The sequence below is a fragment of the Halovenus halobia genome (genome assembly GCF_051414135.1).
Taxonomy (GTDB): Archaea; Halobacteriota; Halobacteria; order Halobacteriales; family Haloarculaceae; genus Halovenus; species Halovenus halobia.
The window spans coordinates 26,080-46,718 of record NZ_JBLKOA010000004.1; the positions used below are offsets into that span (position 1 = coordinate 26,080).

A 20,639-nucleotide genomic window follows, 5' to 3' on the forward strand; every position below is an offset into this window, starting at 1 on the left:
CGCAGGTCGAATCCGCTCAGTTACCGACTTCGTTCGCGCGGTTGACGACGTCCTCGCCGTAGAGTTCGGCGAGGTCGTCGTGCTGGTCTGGACGGTTGTCGTAGACGTCCTGGAACAGCGTAATCGGCGTCTGCAGAGCCTGATAGGTTGCCTCGTCCCACATTCGGTCGGAGCTAATGTCGACCTCGACGCCGTCGATGCTGACGGTCGTCGCGCGGGTCATGGCGATTGCGCCCTTGCCGGCTTCCTTGGCGGCCTCGAACTCCTCCATGGAGTCGACGATGTCGTCAAGGCTCGGCACGTAGGCCGTCAGGTCGACCAGTTCAGTCTGCAGTTCGTCGTGGCTGAGCACCTGCGTGTCGTTGCCGACGGTGAGGTGGTACTCGTCGCCATCTGCTTCGAGGGAAATCTTGTCGCCGACGTACTGCTGCACGCCGTCTTCGGCGTCGAGTTCGACTTCTTCGCCGTCCTCGTCAATGAGCCAGTAGCCCTCTTTCGGTGGGAGTGGGGCTTTGTTGGCTTCGACAACCTGACCCGGCGTCAGCGACCAGATACCGAGCTGACCCATTGCCTGGTTTTCGGTCATGCGCTGGCGGTAGCCCGCAACGTCGCGGATGTCGTCGAACGGACCGTCGACGGCGATGAGGCCGGCGGCGCTGGCTGCGCGGGAGGTGTTGTGTCGCAGTTCCTTCCACTCGGGGAGCGCGCCGGTTGGCGTGATGGCGCGCATGTCCTTCGTGTAGTCGACTTCGCCGTCGACCAGCAGGAACATCCGTTCGAGGTTGTTCGATGGTTTGCCAATCTCGTCACGGAGACGGCCCATTTCCAGTTCGGCCGTTCCGCTCTCGATGATGACCGACATGGCGAGGCTACCCTCTTCGAGGCCGTACTCGTTTTCGACGATGGTCATGAACTCGTCTGCTTTCTTCCAGTCGTCGAGGTCACCGACTTCCGGGATGACGAAGCCGTCGATGTTTTCGACAGCGCCGTTTTCGGGGTCGGCGATTTCGAGCATGTGCTGGAAGCCCTTGTAGCGTGTCTGGGGGCTGTCGCGGTGCCAGACGACGCGGGGGTGAATCTCACCAGGGAACTCCTCACCGTCCTCGGCGACGACGTCAGCGATGTTCTCTGCACCTTCGTCGCGCATGTTCGGCGCGGTGGCGTCCTCGTTGTCCGGCACCCAGACGTCAGGTGCCTGCATCCCGCGCAGGCCGATTGCACTGCGCAGCTTCTTCGCGGAATCGTCTTCGCCCTGCTCTGCCGTCGGCGTCGTGAAAAACGTCCGAACGAACTTTCGCTCGTGGAGCCGCTTGTCAACACTCATGTTCACTCACAGGGTCGGGAGAAACACTGTTTTAGGTTTCGATATGTGTCCCCTTAAGTACCGAACGCGGAACTGGCCGGCTATCCGCGCTCGATGGTGACGTACCGGACCTCAATTACGGGGTTGGTTCCCGTCGACTCTTGGACCCGGCGGCTAATCTCCTCGGCCAGTCCGGTGACCTGTTCGCCCGGTGGTACCCCGACGGTCACGACTGCCCGCTCGGGGTCCTCGAAGGGAACTTCTGAGGGGTACTCCACCTCGACGCTCAACTGCTGGATACCGCGGTCGTCGTCGTACTCTGCGATTGCCGCGGCGGTGTCGTCTTGAATCTGCTCTTCGGTCGTGGCGCGCTGGAAGGAGTCGAGGGTCACGCCGACCAGAAACACCGAGAGCACGGCAATCGCGACGACGAGCGCGCCGACCCGGGTAGCCGTCGCTCGCTTCGCGTCGGAGCGACGGAACCAGTGTTCTGGCCGGTAGCCGCTGTACCACAGCACCACCAGCGCCGAGAGGTTGATCGACAGCACGTTCACCAACACGAGCACGACCGAACTGAGGCTGACCATCGGCTGGCCCCACGCCAGCCCGATACCGACAGTCGCCGCCGGCGGAATCAACGCGACGGAAATCATCACGCCCACCAGCGCCGCCGAAACACCGGTCATGAGGCTGACAATCCCCGCGATACCAGCACCGATGGCGATAATCAACGACAGAAAGTCTGGCGCGACCCGCTCGCGGACTTCCGGAATTGCCGTCACATCTGCCAGCGGCGGGATGAGGTTGATTTCTCGGACGGCAAAGGCGAACACGAAGGCTGTCCCAATCGCCAGTAACAGCCCCACAATCTGGAGCCGGACACCGCGAGCGAACATCTCGCGGTCGTCGACGACAGTGCCGACGCTGGCGGCCATCGCCGGGCCGACGAGCGGCGCGATGACCATCGACCCGACGACGACTGCTGGCGAGTCGAGCAGTAGCCCGGCCGTTGCAATCAGCGCGCTGACGACGGTCATGATGATGTATGTTCGCGTCGAGGGTGCGAGACTGTCAGCCGCGGCGACCAGTTCGTCCCGTGCAATCTGGTCTTCGTCTTTCTCCTCGGCGTACTTCTCTTCGAGTTGGTCGAACTGCCGGGAAACGACCGTATTCGCCTCCATCACGACGGTGTAGGAACTGTCGTCCAGTCCGGCAGCCCGCAGCGACTCGAGCACAGGTTCGACTGCGTTGGTCGGCAGCGGAATGTGGACGACACCGGAGTACTCCCGACCGCTCGTCTCGTCGGAGACGACGTAATCGACGCCCTCGTCGTCGAGTGTCGAGAGCAGCGTTTCCCGCTTGCCCGAGGGAATCGTAATCTGGACGAGGCGCACGTCTGGCACTCGCTGCCGAGAGAAAAATAACCACCGCTCTCACTGCTCCGTTCACAACAGCCGATACTGCCCGCCGCTCTCGCTCGCTTCTCCGGCCCGGCGAAGCTTTTCGAGCGCTCGCTCAGTGTAGGACGCCGACACGTCGTGCTCGCTCGCGTATTCGACGATGTCTGCCTCTGTGGGTGCTGACTGCTCGCGAATGGCTGCACGCACGATTTCCTCGCGACTCCGCGATGTGGCGTCTTCCTCGCCGGCAGCGGCGACTTCCCCGGGGTCGATTCCCGACTCGGCGAGATACGTTTCGTCGTCGATTCCTGCCTGTTCGACCTGGTCGTCGAGTTCCCCAAAGGAATCCAGTTCGGCGAAGGCGTCGCTCTGGTCCTGTCGGGCGGCCAGCATCGACGCGCGCACCTCGCGAGCGTGGTCCTCGTCGTCAGTCGTCACGAACTCGCGTCGCTTCTCGTATTTCCGACTCGTCCCACAGCGAGGACACTCGCTGCGCTCGGGTCTGCCCTCGACAATCCACAGCGCCTGGCACTCGCCACAACCAACGACCGCGTACATACCCGTCTGTTCGTCCCAACCCCAATCAATATTCGCTTCACGGGCCGAGTCGGTACGGGCTTCAGGCTGAGAAACGCTGCAGTGTGGTTTATCAAACAACCTGTGGTAGCCGGTAACATGGCCGAGCTACTTGGTGTCGATATAGAACATCCACTGGTCTACGTCGCCGTCAATGTCGCCGTCTGGGTTGGGATATTCACACTTGGTAGTTTCATTCTTGGCGACGGACTGGCCGACGGGCTGATTCCCGGCCTGTTCGGCGGACTCTCGTTCGGAGTCTTCAGCTGGTACCTTCAGACCAGACGCGAGAACTGACCGGCGTCAGACAGCTATCTCGCCCCGCTGACGGCGGTCAACCGGCAGTCTCATACGGGTTCGCTGTGTACCGACGCCCAGATGGTCACTGGGACGCTGGTCGCTACGCTTCTGGTCGCCGGCCTCGCCAGTCTGTTCATGGCGTGGGCGATTGGTGCTGGATCGTCAGGATCAACACCGTTTGCCCCTGCTGTCGGGGCCAACGCAATCTCGATTATGCGTGCCGGCTTTCTGGTCGGCATTCTTGGCTTCTCTGGCGCAATTTTACAGGGTGCAAACGTCACCTCGGCCGTCGGTGAGGAACTTATTATCGGCACGCAACTGTCGGCGCTGGCCGCGATTATCGCGCTGATGATGGCCGCAATCCTCGTCGCAATCGGCATTTTCACCGGCTACCCAATCGCAACTGCGTTCACCGTGACAGGCGCGGTCGTCGGCGTTGGGTTGGCGATGGGCGGTGACCCGGCATGGGCCAAATACCAGGAAATCGCGACGCTGTGGGTGTTAACGCCGTTCATTGGCGGTGGGTTCTCATACGCGATTGCCCGACTGCTCCGGGCTGAGGCCGTTCCGACTGAACTCGCGGTTCCGCTGCTGGGCGGCGTGATTGGATTGTTGCTCGCCAATATCCAGTTCGTTTTCTTCGCCCCTGGCGACCAACAGGGCTCGCTTGCGGGAGCGTCAGTCCGCGCGCTCGGCGGCGGCACGGTAACGTTCGTCGGTGTTTCGCTTGCCGTCGCCGCGGTCATCACGCTCCTGTTGTGGTACCGGACCCGCGTCGACCCCGCTGGCGCACAGCAACAGTTTCTGCTCGTCCTCGGTGGACTGGTCGCGTTCTCGGCCGGGGGGAGTCAGGTTGGCCTCGCGCTAGGGCCGCTCATCCCGCTGCTTGGAGACGTTCAGGTCCCGCTTGTTGCTGTGCTTGCCTTCGGCGGACTGGGGCTGCTGGTCGGGTCATGGACCGGCGCGCCGCGGATGATCAAGGCACTCTCACAGGATTACTCCGCGCTGGGGCCGAACCGCTCGATTGCAGCATTGATTCCCTCGTTCGCAATTGCACAGACGGCGGTGTTTTTCGGCATCCCTGTCTCGTTCAACGAGATTATTGTCTCCGCGATTATCGGCAGCGGCTACGCGGCCAGCGGCGACGGCGAAGGAGAAGTCAGCGGCGGCAAGATGGCCTACACAGTACTGGCGTGGATTGCCTCACTGGTTGGGGCGTTCGTCCTCAGTTTCGGGCTGTTTACTGCTATCAGTGCCGTCCTCTGAGTTACTCTTCGTCAATTTCGATTTCCTGTTCGGCCTGATACGCTTCGAGTCCGGAGATGCGAGCGCGCATGATTCGGGTGTTCTCGACCTGCTCGACGCGGATGTTGAGTCCGTCGTACTCGATCTGTTCACCCTGCTCGACCAGCCGACCGGCCCGGTTGAAGATGAAGCCAGCAATCGTCTCGAACTCTTCGCCTTCTGGCAGTTCGATTCCCAGAGTCTCGTTGACTTCGTCGATGTTGACTTCGCCTTTGACCACCGCGGCGTCGTCGTTCTCGAACTCGATTGGCTCTTGTTCGCCGCCTTCGAGAATCTCGCCGACAATCTCCTCGACGAGGTCCTCCATCGTGACGAGTCCTTCAGTAGTTCCGAACTCGTCGATGACGATGACCATATTCAGTCGCTTTTCGCGCATTTCGGTCAGGAGTTCGTCGACGTTTTTCGACTCTGGGACGTGTAGCGTCGGGTTGATGAGGTCGTCGAGGTCGACGTTTTCCTCGGGGCTGTAGTGTCGGTCCCGGACGAGCTCTGTCACCTCGACAATTCCGATGACGTTGTCGAGTTCGCCGTCGTAGACCGGCAGGCGGTTGTGGCCGCTCTGGACGCAGGTTTCGATGGCCTCGTCGATGGAGGCGTCTTTCGAGACGGCGGTCATATCGAGTCGCGGCGTCATCACTTCCTTGGCGATGGTCCGGTTGAACCGTAGCGTCCGCTGAATCATCTCACGCTCGTCCGCTTCGAGCACCCCTTCGCGTTCGCCTGTCTCGATGATATCTCTGATCTCCTGGCGGGTAATGTAGGACTCCTCGATGGCTGCTCGGCCGCCGGTGACCTTGTTGACGATTCTGGTCAGGTGGTCGAACAGCCACACCAGCGGCATCAGCAGCACTTCAGCAAACCGGACGGGGCGAGCAACCCGAAGCGCCCACGACTCGGTGTGGTCGACTGCGTAGGACTTGGGCGCACTCTCGCCGAATAGCAACACGAGGGCGGTGATTCCAAACGTAGCCAGCGCGACAGCGACGCCCTGATTACCGATGAAAAACCCCAATAGTCCGGTGGCAATCGAGGACATCGCGACGTTGACGAGGTTGTTCCCGACGAGAATCGTCACGAGCAGCCGGTGCGGGTCGGATTTCAGCGCTTGGAGCGTTTTTGCGTCCTTCCCGCCGCTTTCGGCAATGCTATCGACGCGGTGTGTTGGCAATGAGAACAGCGCAATCTCTGAGGAGGAAAAGAACGCTGACAGTGCCAACAGGACGACAATTGCTAACGCACCGATGGCGGCAAACGCTGTGCCCGAGAGCGAGATACCGACAACTTCGATTCCCAACAACGGGAGACTCTGGAGCGTGTCGCCAGCGAGAGTATGCATCACGCCTGACTTTCTGGCCCTCCCGAATTAAGCGTTTTTGTACTTCCCGCGGACTGCGGTGCAAACGCTTACACGTCTCTCGCTCGTACTGACGACCATGACAGAGTCCCAAATCACGCTGTATCGACTACAGGCGTGCCCGTTCTGTGAGCGGGTTGTCCGTAAACTGCAGGAGTACGGCCTCGAGTACGAGTCTCGGTTCGTCGAACCGATGCACTCGGCCCGCGACGCGGTCAAACGCGCAAGCGGCGTTCGGACCGTCCCGGTTATCGTCGACGAGAACACCGGGCTCACGACCGCCGAGAGTGCGAACATCGTCGAGTATCTCGACAAGACCTACGGCGAGCAGGCAGCCCAATCGAGCACACCGGCCGAGTCAGCGGAGGGTGCCTGAATGGAACTGGACTTCGACGTTGTCGACCTCGACGCACCGGACCACCCCGAGGAAGGCGAACTTGCACCCGACTTCGAGCGCCCGCTGGTCAACGACGAATACTGGGAGGACACCTCGCTGTCGGACCTCACCGACGAGGGGCCTGTCGTCCTCTTGTTCCACCCGATGGACGGCGCCTTCCCAACCACGTACATGTGGAACGAGATTCGTGACCGCGGGTTCGACGACTACGACGCCACCGTGGTCGGCCTCTCGATTTCGACTCCCTACGAGCACAAGACAACACTCGACGAACGCAACATCGAGGACACCGACTTCGCACTCTTCTCCGACCCCGCAAACGAAGTCGCAGAACGCTACGGTATCGTCAACGACCTCGACGGGATGACTGGGGTCTCCGAACCCCGGCCCGCGACGTTCGTCCTCGACGAGGAGCGCACCGTCCAGTACGCCTGGGCGGCCGAGGAACACCCTGCATTCCCCGACTACGACGAGCTCGAAGCCGCCGTCGAAGACGTCGCCGAGTGAGATGACCGGCCTCGATTTCGACCGTGCTGCCCGCGCCATCAGCGACGGCAAACTCGTCGTCTACCCGACAGAGACTGTCTACGGCCTCGGAGCGGACGCACTGGACGCCGACGCTGTCGAAGGAGTCTTCGACGCGAAAGACCGTGACCGCTCGAAACCCGTCTCGATGGCCGTCCCGGATATCGAGACTGCCGCCGAGTACACAATCCTCGCTGACCGGGAACGAGCGTTCATCGCCGAGTTTCTTCCCGGCCCGGTGACGGTGGTCGTCGAGGCTGGCCCGCAGGTCCCGGACGTGCTCACTGCTGGCCGTGACCGCGTCGGTATCCGCATCCCGGACCACGACGCCGCCCTGAAGTTGCTCGACCACACCGGCCCAATCACGGCGACCAGTGCCAACGTCAGCGGCACTGGCAGCGTCCGCGACCCCGACGCCCTCGCCGCTCGAATCCGCCAACGCGCGGCAGTCATTCTCGACACCGGAACTGCTCCCGGCGGCGGGTCGACGGTTGTCGACGTATCCGCAGACACGATTCACCGTCGTGGGAAAGAAGCCGACGCTGTCGCCGACTGGCTCTCTGCGTAATCAGCCCAGTCGGCTCAGTAGCGACCGCGTGCGCACACCGCACTCGCTGCGGTACTCACAGGGCTCACATTTCTGGTCGTTGTCGATTCGGGCTGGCGGTCCCTCAATCGAATCTGCGATTCGCACTGCCTCTCGGTAGGCGGCGGTCCGCCGAGCGTCCACGTCAACTCGCCTAATCACGCCGTAGGCCGGATACTCCGCGTACACGGTCTCAATCGGTGTCTCTTCTTCCCACGCGAGGGCCTTTGCCGCGGCGACCAGGCGCGCGCTCTGTGGTCGCCAGACGCCGTTGTCGGGGGGCTGGCCGGCAAAGACGAGCGACAGTGACGGCGGGTCGGCAAGTCGCTTGTGGGCAATACCGCGGCACTCTCGCCCGCTAAGGAAGGCCTCGCGCTCGGCAGGGTTGAGGAGGTCCTCCCAGCGCGCCAGTTGCGCTCGTGCGCAGCCCAGCCGTGAGCGAAACTGCGTCGGCGTCACCTCGATTGGCGCCGTTTCGAGACTCTCGCCGTCGAGCAGACGTTGATACTCGAACGCCAGGTCACGACGTTCGGCGACAATTGACGGACGCTCTATCTCGCTGGGGTCCTGACGGCGGTAGTACAGTTTCCGAGGACAGTACGCTGCAGTCTCGATATCCCGAAACGCGTGCATAGGGACCGTGGTCCCGGATTGGGACAAAAACCCTCGGCTCACTCGTCGGGTTCGATATCGAAATCGGTCCCAGCGGGGTCAACGAGGTGCTGTTCAACTCGTTTACGGGCCTCGGTCCGGGAGGACGCCACGACGACAAGCCCGTCAGCACTGGGGTCGCCGCTGGCGCGGTAGGCCGTCGTCTCGTCATCGAACTCCGTTGCGTAGGTTCGCAGGATTCCCTGGACTTCGCGCTCGAGTTCTGGGAGGGCAATATCGTCAGCTTCGTAGTTGCTCAGTGCCTCTTCGATTGTTCGGAGGGCGGCAATTCTGTCCATACTACGTCGTTCTGAGGTGGTTGTTGCGCGGTTCGTACACTTCGCCTTTTTGTTTTAGCTTGTCAATTTCGTGCTCGGCCTTGCTCGTGTCCATCCCCTCTTCCTCGGCGCGCTCGATGACTACGTCGACAGGTGCACCCTCGTCGTATTCGTCTTCGATGGATTCGATGAGCTTCAGGACGTTTTTGATCCGGTCGCGCTGGCTCTTCGAGGTGCCAGTCTCGATCATATCCGCGTCGAGTTCGCCGGTCTCTGGGTCGAGGCCAATATCTTCGAGCGAGTAGCGAGCAATCTCGATTGCTCGCTGTGCGTCCTCGTTGGTGACGCTATCGGATAATCGCACACGGGCGCTGGCTTCGGCCAGTCGAACCATCGCCTCCAGTTTTCGCGCTGTGACAGGCACTGGCGCGTCCTCACCGGAGCCCTGCATCCGCAACTCGACGTAGAACTCCTGAATTGCTGACTTCGCCTCTTCGGTCATCGTCGGATAGCAGTTTCGCTGCGCGTAGGCGACGTACTTGCGGAGGAACTCGGCGTCGATTGTCGGCGCGACATCGTCGGTGATGCGCTCGACCTCTTCTTTGGTGTAGTTCGAGGTGCTGGTCTCCGTTCGGTGGGTGTTCAACTCCCCGGCGTAGTTCGTCTGGAGGATGTGCTCGGCCAGTTCGTTGTCTTTCTCCTCGTCAGGCTGGTCAGTGACGGTAAAAATCAGGTCGAATCGACTGATCAGCGGCGGCGCAAGGTCAATCTGCTCGCCGATTGGCTCGAACTCGTCGAACCGACCGTATGTTGGGTTTGCTGCGCCGAGAAGTGAACATCTCGACTTTAGTGTGGCGTTAATTCCGGCCTTCGAGACGCTGATGGAGTTGTGCAACACGACGCCTTGACTGACGAAGGTGTTCGTCGGTTCGACAGTTACGTCGTAGACCCACTCACACTCGTACTCGCCCTCGTTCGGGACGGTTTCGACGTTCTGAACGCGGTAGTAGCGAAGCTCGGTTTTCCGTTCGAGTTCGTCGATTCGGTCGCCCGCTTCGTCGAGCGCTGTCTCGACAGCTTCTTCGCCTCGCTGAGCGAGCGAGCGCCGCTTCTCGTCGTCGTAGCCGCCGTCTTCGGCGTAGTGGATCGCACTCGTGGTGACGCCATCCAGCCGGTCTGCTAGCTCACGTCCCGACCAGTCGATAGCTGCCCGAATGTCCGAGACGGTCTCGGCAGTTTCGAGTTCTGCTTGCACTGTCTCGATTCGGTCCTGGAGTTCTGTCAGCTCCGCTTCAACAGTTTCGACCTGTACTCCGTAGCTGTCATCGAGATTTGGACGGTACCGGCCGGTAAGCGGGAGGCCAACGAGCGAACGCAACTCTCGAAGCTCGGTTGCGGCGCTGGTTGGTAACACGTCGTGATGGCGCGCGGTCTCGTTGCTTCGCTCAACGAACGACTGGGCATTCTCGTAGCGGTCGTCTGCTGGCTCGACAACCCGTTCGACGAACCGTTCTGTCGAATCGCCCATGACGTACGTCTTCCACGCGTCCTCGTGGCGGGTGTAGTGAATCCGTGACGCGACACCAATCTTTGCGAGTGCGTCTGCGTAGTCCTCGGCCAGCCCGTCCGAAGCAGTCGAAAAGGACATCGCTTCGCTCTCGACGCCGCCATCCCCGGCGAACGCCCCGACGAGGAACCGACGGATTACCTCTTCGGACGCTCCAAGCACAGCCGCTGGAATGCGCTTATCCCGTGCAGTGTGCATCAACTCGGGGACGTTCGACTCGAACCAGCGATACAGTTTCGTCGAGACGTACCGCTGGGTGACGGTTCCGGCGTCGTTCGTCGTGTCGGTGCTGTCCATCCCGAACACGTCGTTCATCAACCGACTGAACCGGCCGAGCAGTCGTTCGTCTTGGTTCGAGAAGCCAATCTCGTGGGCCGAGCCAGCGTAGGAATGCCCCTCGGCAGTCAGCAGTCCGAGAATCTCCGCGAGGTCGGGCGTGACCGCCTCTGGAAGCTCGATATCCTTCTCCTTGCCGACGTGTGGTTCATCGTCCAATTCGACTGCCTCGGTGGAGTTCGGGAGCTTCCGCGGCGCGGGCACGAAGGCTCCTTCCTCAATGGTTTCGGCTTCGACCGTCCCGACCTCGCCGTCTTGGTCGACGAACATCGGATGTTCTGGCGTGACGAGTACGTCCCGGCCGTTCGAGAACGTCACGCGCACGAACTCCTCGGGCGCTTCGTGTCGACTCACCCGGTCGACATCGGTTTTCGTTACTTCATTCGTCTCCAAATCGACCGTGTGGACGCCGACGTCGTCGGTCGGCAAAATCTCGCAGTCGACCCCATCGACTGCTTGCTCTGGATTCGTCTCGAACTTCTCGTCGACGAACTCGCCAATCTCGACCCGGCGGCCGTCAGACAGTAACACCTCCGAATTCGGGTGGTAGGACTGCTGTTCGAGCGCTTCGTGCATTGCGCTTTGGTCTTCCGACCGCATCTTATCTAACTCGTCCACTGCTGCAATCCCCTGGTCTGCCAGCACGAGTGCACCTGCTTCCAGCGTCCACTGCTGGCCTTCACCGAAGTCGTCACGGACTGCTGCGGCTGTGAGTCCTGCCGAGGACGAACCTTTCCCCGAGGTATACACCGACCGTGGCGCAATTTCTTTGATGTACTGAAGCAGCTGGGAATTGTGCGAAATAATTCCTTCCGAGACGTAGTTGTGCGTGCCTTCGACCTCCAAGTCGTACACCCAATCGTACTCCGGGGTGACAGTTTCGATCGCCTCGACTGACTCTGCTTCGGCTTCAGTCCGGTATTCGTAACTGTCCCGTCCTCTCCCCCGTGGTAATCGAACTGCTGTCCCGCCATCAGCAACGGAAGTTGTACCGGGAGCTACGGCGATCTGGTCTTTTTCGGTAAGTTCCTCGGCTTTTTCTGGAACGAACTCACCCCCAGACTGGATGAACAGCGGGTGCGACGGCGTGACCTCTAGTTCTCGTCCGCTCGCGGTCGTAATCCGATACATCTCATCCGGCGATTCACGTTTCCACACCTTCGTCGCACGCCGCTGGCTAATTTGACCATCTGCCGTCATCGACGGAACGGCGAAATCGACGGTATCGTAGACTCCGTCGTCTACCGGCTTCGGGTCGTCGAGATTCTCCTCGACAAGGTCACGAATCTGTCTCCGCTGTCCGTCGCCGAGCGTAACCTTCGTATCGCCTTTCAAGCACTTCCCTGTCCCGGGATCCCCGACCAGAAGAATGTGGAGGTCGCCACGGGTTCGCGAGCCGTCGGGGAGGAACTTCGTCACACCCGAAAACAGCTGGAAGGCCATTGCTTTCTTCTCTTTTTCGTAGCCGTAGATGGAGGGCGCAATTGCGCCGACCATCTCCTCGTAGATGTTCTCTTGGTTGGAGAGTTCGACAATCTCTTTTTTGTCTTCGTCGGTAATTTCCATCTCCTCGAACTGCTCGTCTTCGATGTCGATGGTCAGCCCTTCCATGTAGACATCGAACATGGCTGACTTCTCGCGGTCGTTGCCCTGCTGTTCGAGTTTGAGGATGCCCGTCGCCGTGACGTGGTCGCCGGGGGTGACTTCTCCCGTGATGTCGTCTTCGATATTGACGTCGATGTTCTGTGGCGTTTCGCCGCCGCGCAGTCCCTCCGGTGATTCCTGCACGCGGAGTTTCTGGGCGTCGATGAACTCCGACTGGTCGTAGTTGATCCGGAACGGGCCCTGCCGTTCACAGCCCTGGCACTCGTGGGGTTCCTGAAAATCGCCGCCCTCCTGTGGAATCCGGGTGAGTGTGCCACAGCGCTGACACTCGAATGCTGCGGTCGTGATTTTGGGCCGCACGTCGGTCGCCTTCCGGATAATTCCCTGGACGGAAATAAGCATTCCGCGGTGGTCTGAACGGATGCCACGAATTTCGGTCTTCTCTGGGAGATTCCGGACGCGGACGTGTGCCTGCCCGAGAGACACGTCGACAGGGAGGTCGTACAGGCGGAGTGCCTCTTCGGCGTACTCTCGGAGTTGGTCCGGTTTGTTCCGGAAATCGTCGGCAAGGTCAGAGTCGAATCGGTAGAGGTCTTGCCAGTCGATATACAGCGATTTCTGTTCGTTCGGGTACTTCTGTGCGAGTTCAGCAATTTCGTTGCGGTAGTAACTCCGGTAGAACTCCTCGAAGTTGTCGATCAGTTCGGTGTCATCCGCACGGGCCATTTGATGACCCGAGATTGTTCCTACTCATTGAAGAACCTTCCCACCGGGCAAAATTGTGTCGCCTGGGGTCTCTCCGCGTGGGTGCGTAAGCGTTTAATTCGCCGGCAGAGTAGCCGAGTGCATGTCCGACTGTCCACTCGCGGATGACTGTCCCAGTTTCAGCGAACATATCGAGGGGATGGGCTGTCAACACTACGGTGACCGGGGGGGTGCAGAGTGGTGCAACCACTACAATCAGCCGATTGAAGACCTGAAATCACAGCCGGTCAAACCCGGCGAGGAAGTGGTTATCGAGGTTGAAGATATTCACGAGAGCGGAGCGGGGGTCGGCCGAACTGAGGATGGGTTCATCATCATGGTCGATGGGCTCCTCCCGCCAGCCCGCGCTCGCGTGAAAGTAACCAACGTCATGTCTAACCACGCTCGCGGTGAGGAGCTCGAACGACTTCCCGAAGAAGCCGAGGAAGACGCTGACTCCGAAGAAACGGCCGATTTGGACGAGGAAGACGAGGCCGACGAGGAAGTCGAGGAAACCGAGCAGTACGAAGAAGACGACCCCCGTCTGGGCAGTCGGGACAACTTCTGGGGCAGCTAACGCCGGAAATTCTGAGACGCGGCTCAGAATGAGAACAGGTCGATGCCGCCGGTCACGCCGACTACTTGTCCGGTAATGTAGTTCGATTGTTCGGACGCGAGATACGCGACCAAGTTGGCCACGTCTTCTTCTTTGCCGAGTTTCCGCATCGGTGTTGCCTTCGCAATTCTGGCGAAGTGCTCGTCCATCTCTTCGAGCTGGTCGATCGGCAGGTCCGCGAGCTGGCCAACGACGATACTCGGCGCAATGACGTTCGAGGTGATGCCGTGCTGTGCGCCCTCCAGTGCGAGCGTTTTCCCGAAGCCAATCAGCGCAGCCTTCGTCGCCGAGTAGGAGATCTGGCCGAACCCACCCTGCCAGCCAGCCATCGAGGACATGTTGATGATTCGGCCCCACTCCCGTTCTTTCATGTGCGGGAACACCTCGGTAGTGATGTTGTACGCGCCGGTGAGATTCACCGCAAGGTCACGGTCCCAGATGTCGTCGTCGAAGGATTCGACGCGGTCCCGGGCGTCGACCATCCCGGCGTTGTTTACCAACACGTCAATGCCTCCGGTCTCCTCTTCCAGAGCTGCAACAGTCTCGCTCACATCCGCTCGGTCTGTGAGGTCGCACTCGACAGCGTGCGCTTCGCCCGCGTAGTCGCCGTCGTTAATCTCCTCGGAGATGTTCTCTGCTGTTTCGAGGTTGACGTCGAGGACCACTACCTCGGCCCCTTCCTCGGCGAGTACTCGACAGTCTTCGCCCCCGATTCGACCGCCGCCGCCTGTTACCACTGCCGTTCGGTCGCTGAGTCCAAAATCCATGCTGATGCCGTCTCAGCCCGTGTGTATAATGATTTGGTCTGCGGCCAACTGTACAGCCGATCTGCGGCCGTCAATGGTATGCCGCTATATCGAATCCGTTCAGCGGAACGAACACCGAGCCTTTGCTCGCCCGCTGGCGCTGGTCCGCTTACTGTCCTGTACCAATCGCCGTTTCGAGTGCACCTGACCGGTCGTCGCCAGAGAGCGACTGCCCCCCAACCACCGAGATTCATATACGTGCCAGCATACCGTTGCTGTATGACTCCAGTCTCGATTTTGGTGCCGTCGCTCGTCGCAGTCGCCATCCTGCTGTCGTTGAGTGCCTTCTTTTCGAGCAGCGAGTCGGCAATTTTCTCGCTGTCAGACGACTGGGTCCAGTCTGCTGACCAAGCCAGCACAGCAGACAGTCGGACACTCGAAGAACTCCGCGCAAATCCACACCGCCTGCTCGTCACACTGCTCGTTGGCAACAACCTCGTCAATATCGCCATCACCAGCATCGTAACACTGCTGGTTGCACGGTTTGTGCCCGCCGGCTTCACAGTCGTCATCGCAACACTCAGCGTGAGCGTGCTCATCCTCGTCTTCGGCGAAATCGTGCCGAAATCCTACGGGCTTGGTCACGCAGAATCGTGGAGTCTTCGCGTTGCCCGCCCAATCTCGTACGTGGAACGTGCACTCGGTCCACTCGTGGCGGTGTTCGATATCGTCACTCGATGGCTCACGGCACGAGTTGGGGGCAACCAACAGATCGAGACTCCCTACCTCGACGAATAGGTGGCTGTCAGCGACGGATTCGCAAACCGATACACTCAGTCCCGCCAGCAATCTGGGGTGTCTCAGCGACTCGCTTTTGCTAACTGCGTCCCGCAGGTTGAACAGCCACGACGGCGACACCGAATCCGGAGCCAACCTGAGCGCACACGATACCAATACAAATCCATATTGTGGTCAGGCACGGACTCACAGTATGGACGAGGTTGCCGGAACAATTCTCACTGGCGAGGAGTTCGAGCCGATTCGCGGCCGCGTCGTCATCGACGACGGACACATCGAGGCTATCGAAGAGACGAAGACCGATTCACAGCGCATCGTTGTCCCGGCGTTCGTCAACGCACACACGCATCTCGGCGACTCCGTGGCGAAAGAAGCCGCCGTCGGGATGGGACTCGAAAAAGCGGTCGTCCCGCCAGACAGCCGAAAACACCGCCGACTGGCGGCGGCCGACCGGGAGGAACTCGTGACTGCGATGCGACGAACGCTGCAGTTCATGCAGCAAACCGGGACGATTTCGACGCTGGATTTCCGGGAGTTTGGCGTCGAGGGCGCAACCGCACTTCGAGAGGCGGGAGATGGGTTGGGAATCGACCCGTTCATCTTCGGCAGCGACGAGCGAGCAGTTCTCGAGGTTGCTGATGGGTTTGGAGCCAGCGGAGCCAACGACAACGACTTCAGCGACGAACGTGCGGCGGCCCGCGAGGCGGGGCTTCCGTTCGCGATTCACGCCGGCGAACCGGACCCGACCGATATCCACCCTGCGCTGGACCTCGAGCCAGAACTGCTCGTCCACATGGTCCACGCCGAGGCTGAGCACCTCGACCGCGTCGCCGAGCAGTCGGTCCCCATCGCGGTCTGTCCGCGCGCTAATACCGTGCTGGATGTCGGGAAAGCGAACATCCGACAGCTCTTCGACTACACGACCGTCGCGCTCGGGACGGACAACGTCATGCTGAATCAGCCGTCGATGTTCCGCGAGATGGCCTACACAGCCAAACACTTCGACGTGACTGACCGCGAAGTGTTGCGGATGGCGACGACCGCCGGTGCCGAGATTGCTAGGCTGAACTGTGGCGTTATCGAACCTGGGCGGCGCGCCGCACTGGTCGTTCTCGACGGTGACTCGCACAATCTCGCCGGGACAGAGAACCCGGTGTCGGCGGTCGTCCGACGGGCAACCGGGCTGGACGTCGAGACCGTCCTGTGCTGAGGCTCACCGCCAGGGTGTCGACATCATCTCTGCCTGATGATGCGCCCCGACTGCAATAGAGCAGTCACTCACCGGCGTGGCGACACACGTCAGTACGTACCCGTCGTCTCGATGGCGCTGTTTGAGCCCCCGCTGTGGACGGGTAAACGACAGCTCGCCGTCGAGCAGTCGTCCCACGCAGGTTCCGCAGGCACCGGTCTCACAGCCGTAGGGCAACCCGAGTCCGTCGTCCTCGGCGGCGTTCAGCACTGTTTCGTCAGGGTTGACATTCACTGTCTCCTCGCGGCCGTCTCGCCAGACGAGCGTCACGTCGGGCATTACTGCCAGACGTCGCTCGTACAGTCGCCGTCGGGCCAGCGAATTTCGTGTGCGCGGGCTGGCCCCGGCTCACAGTCCCCGAAGTCGACGAGGAAGTCCTCGTCGAGGCTCAGCGTTCCTTTTCGCGGGTTCACGTCGGCTTTGAGCATCACCGACCCCTTCTCGGCTATCTCCGGGAAGAACTGGTTATCCCACGAGGAAAACAGCGAACTCGTCCAGTACAGTCGCTCGCCGTCGAGACTCAACTGCAGCATTTGTGGGCCGGCATTGAGCTCACGCCCCTGTACTGCCTGAATGTCGCCGAACAGTCCGCCGATGGAGATGGAGTCGGCTTTCCGTGGATTCGACGGGTCGGAGATGTCGTACATCCAGACCTCGCCGTGAATCCAGTTCGACCCGAACAGGTAGCGGTCGTCCATCGAAATCAGGATGTCCGTCGTCAGCGCGGGGACGGGAATGTCCCAGTCCTCGTGCTCGCGCTCCTTGAATTCGATGACCGGTTCGGCGTGATACTCGCCGTCTTTCTCGGCGAAGTGGATGATGTTCGAGGACAGCGCCGCCCCGACGAAGCCGTGGGTACTCTCGGGAGTGTGCAGGAATCGCGCTTCCAGCGGAATCAGTCCCTCCTCGCCGAGGTCGATGGTCTGTTCGACGGTGCCCGCTTCCCAGTCCCAGAAGTGCAACCGCTGGCCGTACTTCCCGTTCTCGACATCTTCCAGGTCGAAGCCCGGGTAGTAGGTTTTCGGCGCGGCCCACTCTGTCGAGAGCATCACGTTCTGGCGGGGCTGATACCAGTAGTCGTAGTTCATCTCGATTTCGCCCGGTGGCTCCCACCGCCCGTTGACCTCGAAGTCGTCGTTCAGTTCGAGGAATCCCCCCGGCAGGTCGCCGTCGGCGTCGCCGAGCATCGAGATGAGAATCTCGCCGTCCGGGACGCAGTGGACGGTGTGCGGTGCCGAGAGGTCGTGCTCGAACACCTCCTCAGGCTCGATGACTTTGGTAATCTCTGGGTTGCGGCGGTCTTTCGTATCGACGATGTGGATGCGCGAGGAGCGCTGGCCAGGGATGACCAGATGGCGGCGCTCGAGACCATCCATATGACAGGACGACGAGCAGGCGTTCCAGCCGAAGTGGTGCAGTTCGTCCCCCCGGTTCGGCATGTCGATGCGGTCGACGATTTCGCTGTACGTGTCTGATTCTGGGTCGAGGTCGACAACAGCGAGAAAATCCGACGCGTCGACGTCGGTACCGACGTACAGCCCCATGACGTAGGCCGTCTTCTCACGCTTCGCCTCCTCGATTGCGGCCTGTGGCGTCGCGTATCCCGGCCCCTCGTGGCCGTGGTCGTCGTGTGCCTCGGTGTCCCCCTCTGGCGGTGATTGTGTGTCGCTCATGCAACATAACCGACGTTGTCATTTGTTGTCATATGACAGGTTTGGGCAACATTTGCCCCTATTTCCCCACCGTCCCGCGCTTGAGTTACCCGTTCAGCCAGTCTGGTCAGCCGCCGTCGGTCAACTGCTCGTCCATCGCCCGCAGGTATTCGACTGCGACTGCCACCTCTTCTTCCGCAAGCAGTTCCCGCACGCGCTCACAGCCGTGCAACAGTCGTGCTTTACGCTCGCCCTCGGCGAGTTTGTTCGTCGCCACGGACTCGACGCTCCCGACGACCTGCTGGCAAGTGTCGATGTCGTCGTCGTCGAGTGCGTCCTGCCCGGCCGCGAACAGTTGGGTGAGCACCGTCTCGACGTCCGTGGGTACGTCGTCGGACACACAACTACACAGGTGGCGTCTCCCAAAGGACTTTGCGCTCGGTCAGGTGTCTGCCCGCTCGGCGAGCGCTGACAGTGTGCCCGCAGCCCGGAGGTCCGCAATCGTGCAGTACCACGCGCCGCGCACTCCTGTGCCGTCGTTCTCGACGGGCGAATCGAGTGGAATCAGGTCGCCGAACTCGAAAACGACGACTCGACGCTCCTCGGAGAATGGGTCGATTGTCGCCTCCCAGTCGGCCTCGCTCATCGGTCCGTCCTCGCCGCGGTCCTGTTCGACGCGATTTTCGACCCGTGCGTAGTGGGTGATGGCCGAGACCGGCGCAGTCCGGTAGAAAGCCATGTACTCGACGGATTTGCGTGTTCGTTCGTACGACCGCGGTGCCGGGTAGAACCCACGCCGACAGCGCTCGAAGGTGTCCGGCTGGGTTGCGACCGCACAGACTGTCCCGTCGCCGGGGGCGTCGTCTGCCGGTGTGTCGTCGCTGAACCGGTCGAGGTCCATACAGACAGAGAGGACTGCAGGGGCAAGTAGGCTCTGGCGTATTGACTATTTCTCACGTGACGACATTGTGGCTTACGAGGTTGGGTGGTCTCACTTTTCGGTTTCCGCGTCTCTGACTTGTCGAACGAATTCCGAAGGCGAAGACTCGCGATATGTACCTTCATACGTTAGATGGCAGGACGGGCAAAGGGTGACGAGATTCGTTGGCTCGTGTGCCTGCTCGAAATCCACGCTCCCATCGTGCTCTACGAATGTTCGAAGTGGCTTGATATGATGTACGTGGAGTGATTTAGCCAGTTCTGTGGCGTCGCGCTTGCAGACACGACATTGATATTCATCACGCTGCAGTATGCGCCGTCGACATGTTTCCCACTCAGGGCCGTACGGATCGGTTCCACTCTCTGTCGTACATTCGTTCGGTGGGAGATTGGCCGCTTCGAGCGCTCCATTCCACGAACCGAATCGATATTTGTAGGTCGAAGACGGGTACTCGCCCACTCTATCCATCTCCCGTCGCGTCGGTGATTCGTCCACTGACTGCTCAACACGCCGAAGTTCTGTGAGGAGTTCGTCATCGCTAACCTTGGTTTCTGTTGGGTCATCCACGCCAGCGATCGACTTCGCACGCGTCCAGGATTCAAAATACCTGAAATATGTGGAATATGCAAAATTTCCGTGGTCGAGCATATCTTGTTCTGTTGGCGACCGACGATCTCGCTGACGCGTTTGAGTTCGTCCAGCAGTGCCCTGCGCCGGATCATCTCAATCCTCCTGACCTTCGCGGCCCAGTAGCACATTCACATTGTTGTAGGTCGGTCAGACGATACGGTTGAGCGAGGGGTTTATTCCTCGGGGATAGCTTTCGTAGCATGCTTCCGTGCTCATCCACGGAAGATCGGTGCTCCAACACCGGATCCGCTCCTCACAGACATGATTGTCTGAGTGGCTTCCGATATGACCACTTGGTTGCGTTATACTGTTTAAAATATTGGGTAGCACATCCTTCGATCACAGACAGCTCTCGCTACACGGGATTTGTATAAAACACCTGACACGTGGGCCAACACGGATTTGAACCGCGGACCTCCCGGTTATCAGCCGAGCGCTCAACCTAACTGAGCTATTGGCCCATCACGCATCAGGGTGTACCCGAGGGCCACTGTTAAGCGTTTCTTTTCGCACGCAGTCGCGCCGACTCACCGGTCGGTATCGTCCACTTCCTCGAACTCGACGTCTTGTGCGTCGTCGAACCCGCCGTCTCCAGAACCGGAGCCAGAGCCGCCAGAGCCGCCGACGTTCGGGTCACTGTCGCCGCCGGGGAAGCCGCCGATGTAGACGTTGCCAGTGACGAACCCGCCGGTCTTTTTGTCCGCGTACGGGACGAGGACGTACTTCTTCAGGAGCACGCGGAACGGATACCGCGTTACTGGGATGACCAGCAGCAGTCCAATCGCGTCAGTGACAAGCCCCGGCGTGAGCAGGAAGGCACCCGCGATGAGCAACAGCGCACCATCGATCAGTTCGTTTGTCGGGGCCTCGCCCTTGGCTGTCCGCTGTTGAATCTTCCTGAGCGTGTGTCTCCCCTCTGCACGCGCAAGCAGCAGTCCGATAAGCGCCGAGAGCACCACCAGCAACACGACCAGTACCCAGTTGAAATACCAGCCGAAGACGACCAGCAGGATTGCGTCGAGGAGGGGAATGAGCAACAACAGCCCGATGAGACGGAGCATACACACTCTTCCAGCGCACG

22 protein-coding genes, 1 tRNA gene and 1 pseudogene are annotated in these 20,639 nt (G+C 60.6%); 8 read left to right on the forward strand and 16 right to left on the reverse strand.

Annotation, left to right across the window (positions count from 1 at the left end):
• Positions 1-16 precede the first annotated feature (16 nt).
• The 3 genes from aceB to ACMGFM_RS10955 form a co-directional block, all read right to left on the reverse strand.
• On the reverse strand, positions 17-1,324 hold the full coding sequence (gene aceB, locus ACMGFM_RS10945; RefSeq protein ID WP_436902648.1) for a malate synthase AceB: 1,308 nt from the start codon (positions 1,322-1,324) through the stop codon (positions 17-19).
• A gap of 80 nt (positions 1,325-1,404) precedes the next feature.
• Complete coding sequence (locus ACMGFM_RS10950; RefSeq protein WP_436902649.1) at positions 1,405-2,697, reverse strand: TIGR00341 family protein; 1,293 nt, start codon at positions 2,695-2,697, stop codon at positions 1,405-1,407.
• A 51-nt stretch (positions 2,698-2,748) separates the two neighbouring features.
• Positions 2,749-3,261, reverse strand: coding sequence for a DUF5817 domain-containing protein (locus tag ACMGFM_RS10955; protein ID WP_436902650.1), 513 nt, complete (start codon positions 3,259-3,261; stop codon positions 2,749-2,751).
• Positions 3,262-3,378: 117 nt separating this feature from the next.
• On the opposite strand from ACMGFM_RS10955, the gene ACMGFM_RS10960 reads away from it, so the two are divergent.
• Both ACMGFM_RS10960 and ACMGFM_RS10965 read left to right on the forward strand, forming a co-directional pair.
• Positions 3,379-3,576, forward strand: a complete 198-nt coding sequence (locus ACMGFM_RS10960) for a hypothetical protein (protein WP_436902651.1) — start codon at positions 3,379-3,381, stop codon at positions 3,574-3,576.
• Positions 3,577-3,657: 81 nt separating this feature from the next.
• On the forward strand, positions 3,658-4,845 hold the full coding sequence (locus tag ACMGFM_RS10965; RefSeq protein WP_436902652.1) for an inorganic phosphate transporter: 1,188 nt from the start codon (positions 3,658-3,660) through the stop codon (positions 4,843-4,845).
• 1 nt (position 4,846) lies between these two features.
• Here the strand turns inward: ACMGFM_RS10965 and ACMGFM_RS10970 are convergent, their stop codons facing one another.
• On the reverse strand, positions 4,847-6,220 hold the full coding sequence (locus tag ACMGFM_RS10970) for a hemolysin family protein (RefSeq protein ID WP_436902653.1): 1,374 nt from the start codon (positions 6,218-6,220) through the stop codon (positions 4,847-4,849).
• Between the two features lie 97 nt (positions 6,221-6,317).
• On the opposite strand from ACMGFM_RS10970, the gene ACMGFM_RS10975 reads away from it, so the two are divergent.
• The 3 genes from ACMGFM_RS10975 to ACMGFM_RS10985 are packed head-to-tail and all read left to right on the forward strand — an operon-like array spanning position 6,318 to position 7,728.
• Positions 6,318-6,614 carry a glutaredoxin family protein gene (locus tag ACMGFM_RS10975; protein ID WP_436902654.1) on the forward strand — a complete coding sequence of 99 codons (297 nt, stop codon included), beginning with the start codon at positions 6,318-6,320 and terminating at the stop codon, positions 6,612-6,614.
• Positions 6,615-7,142 (forward strand): redoxin domain-containing protein, encoded by a 528-nt coding sequence (locus ACMGFM_RS10980; protein ID WP_436902655.1) that lies wholly within the window; start codon positions 6,615-6,617, stop codon positions 7,140-7,142.
• A 1-nt stretch (position 7,143) separates the two neighbouring features.
• The gene (locus ACMGFM_RS10985) at positions 7,144-7,728 is read left to right on the forward strand and encodes an L-threonylcarbamoyladenylate synthase (protein WP_436902656.1); all 585 of its coding nucleotides are present in this window, start codon (positions 7,144-7,146) and stop codon (positions 7,726-7,728) included.
• On the opposite strand, the gene ACMGFM_RS10990 is transcribed toward ACMGFM_RS10985, so the two are convergent.
• From ACMGFM_RS10990 to ACMGFM_RS11000, 3 genes are read right to left on the reverse strand one after another with little or no spacing between them, the layout of a single operon-like run.
• Complete coding sequence (locus ACMGFM_RS10990; RefSeq protein WP_436902657.1) at positions 7,729-8,379, reverse strand: CRISPR-associated protein Cas4; 651 nt, start codon at positions 8,377-8,379, stop codon at positions 7,729-7,731.
• Positions 8,380-8,417: 38 nt separating this feature from the next.
• Positions 8,418-8,696 carry a DUF7854 family protein gene (locus ACMGFM_RS10995; RefSeq protein ID WP_436902658.1) on the reverse strand — a complete coding sequence of 93 codons (279 nt, stop codon included), beginning with the start codon at positions 8,694-8,696 and terminating at the stop codon, positions 8,418-8,420.
• A gap of 1 nt (position 8,697) precedes the next feature.
• Complete coding sequence (locus ACMGFM_RS11000; protein WP_436902659.1) at positions 8,698-12,909, reverse strand: LAGLIDADG family homing endonuclease; 4,212 nt, start codon at positions 12,907-12,909, stop codon at positions 8,698-8,700.
• Between the two features lie 121 nt (positions 12,910-13,030).
• On the opposite strand from ACMGFM_RS11000, the gene ACMGFM_RS11005 reads away from it, so the two are divergent.
• The gene (locus ACMGFM_RS11005) at positions 13,031-13,504 is read left to right on the forward strand and encodes a TRAM domain-containing protein (protein ID WP_436902660.1); all 474 of its coding nucleotides are present in this window, start codon (positions 13,031-13,033) and stop codon (positions 13,502-13,504) included.
• Between the two features lie 23 nt (positions 13,505-13,527).
• On the opposite strand, the gene ACMGFM_RS11010 is transcribed toward ACMGFM_RS11005, so the two are convergent.
• Complete coding sequence (locus ACMGFM_RS11010) at positions 13,528-14,310, reverse strand: SDR family oxidoreductase (RefSeq protein WP_436902661.1); 783 nt, start codon at positions 14,308-14,310, stop codon at positions 13,528-13,530.
• A 258-nt stretch (positions 14,311-14,568) separates the two neighbouring features.
• Here ACMGFM_RS11010 and ACMGFM_RS11015 point away from each other — a divergent pair, with 258 nt between their 5' ends.
• Complete coding sequence (locus ACMGFM_RS11015) at positions 14,569-15,087, forward strand: DUF21 domain-containing protein (protein WP_436902662.1); 519 nt, start codon at positions 14,569-14,571, stop codon at positions 15,085-15,087.
• Positions 15,088-15,280: 193 nt separating this feature from the next.
• Complete coding sequence (locus tag ACMGFM_RS11020) at positions 15,281-16,297, forward strand: amidohydrolase family protein (RefSeq protein WP_436902663.1); 1,017 nt, start codon at positions 15,281-15,283, stop codon at positions 16,295-16,297.
• 3 nt (positions 16,298-16,300) lie between these two features.
• Here ACMGFM_RS11020 and ACMGFM_RS11025 read toward each other — a convergent pair whose 3' ends face one another.
• The 8 genes and pseudogenes from ACMGFM_RS11025 to ACMGFM_RS11060 form a co-directional block, all read right to left on the reverse strand.
• Positions 16,301-16,615, reverse strand: a complete 315-nt coding sequence (locus ACMGFM_RS11025; RefSeq protein ID WP_436902664.1) for a 2Fe-2S iron-sulfur cluster-binding protein — start codon at positions 16,613-16,615, stop codon at positions 16,301-16,303.
• Positions 16,615-18,009, reverse strand: a complete 1,395-nt coding sequence (locus ACMGFM_RS11030) for a selenium-binding family protein (protein ID WP_436902665.1) — start codon at positions 18,007-18,009, stop codon at positions 16,615-16,617. Before ACMGFM_RS11030 ends, ACMGFM_RS11025 begins: the two co-directional genes overlap by 1 nt.
• Positions 18,010-18,115: 106 nt before the next feature.
• Positions 18,116-18,388: a DUF8101 family protein gene (locus ACMGFM_RS11035; protein ID WP_436902666.1), complete on the reverse strand. Its 273-nt coding sequence runs from the start codon at positions 18,386-18,388 to the stop codon at positions 18,116-18,118.
• A 42-nt stretch (positions 18,389-18,430) separates the two neighbouring features.
• Complete coding sequence (locus ACMGFM_RS11040; RefSeq protein WP_436902667.1) at positions 18,431-18,889, reverse strand: DUF8743 domain-containing protein; 459 nt, start codon at positions 18,887-18,889, stop codon at positions 18,431-18,433.
• A gap of 90 nt (positions 18,890-18,979) precedes the next feature.
• Positions 18,980-19,495 carry a homing endonuclease associated repeat-containing protein gene (locus tag ACMGFM_RS11045; RefSeq protein ID WP_436902808.1) on the reverse strand — a complete coding sequence of 172 codons (516 nt, stop codon included), beginning with the start codon at positions 19,493-19,495 and terminating at the stop codon, positions 18,980-18,982.
• 9 nt (positions 19,496-19,504) lie between these two features.
• Positions 19,505-19,585 (reverse strand): annotated as a pseudogene (locus tag ACMGFM_RS11050) (hypothetical protein); the annotation flags it as partial.
• Between the two features lie 360 nt (positions 19,586-19,945).
• Positions 19,946-20,019: transfer RNA gene (locus ACMGFM_RS11055), tRNA-Ile, on the reverse strand.
• A gap of 66 nt (positions 20,020-20,085) precedes the next feature.
• On the reverse strand, positions 20,086-20,619 hold the full coding sequence (locus ACMGFM_RS11060) for an FxsA family protein (protein ID WP_436902668.1): 534 nt from the start codon (positions 20,617-20,619) through the stop codon (positions 20,086-20,088).
• Between the last annotated feature and the right edge of the window lie 20 nt (positions 20,620-20,639).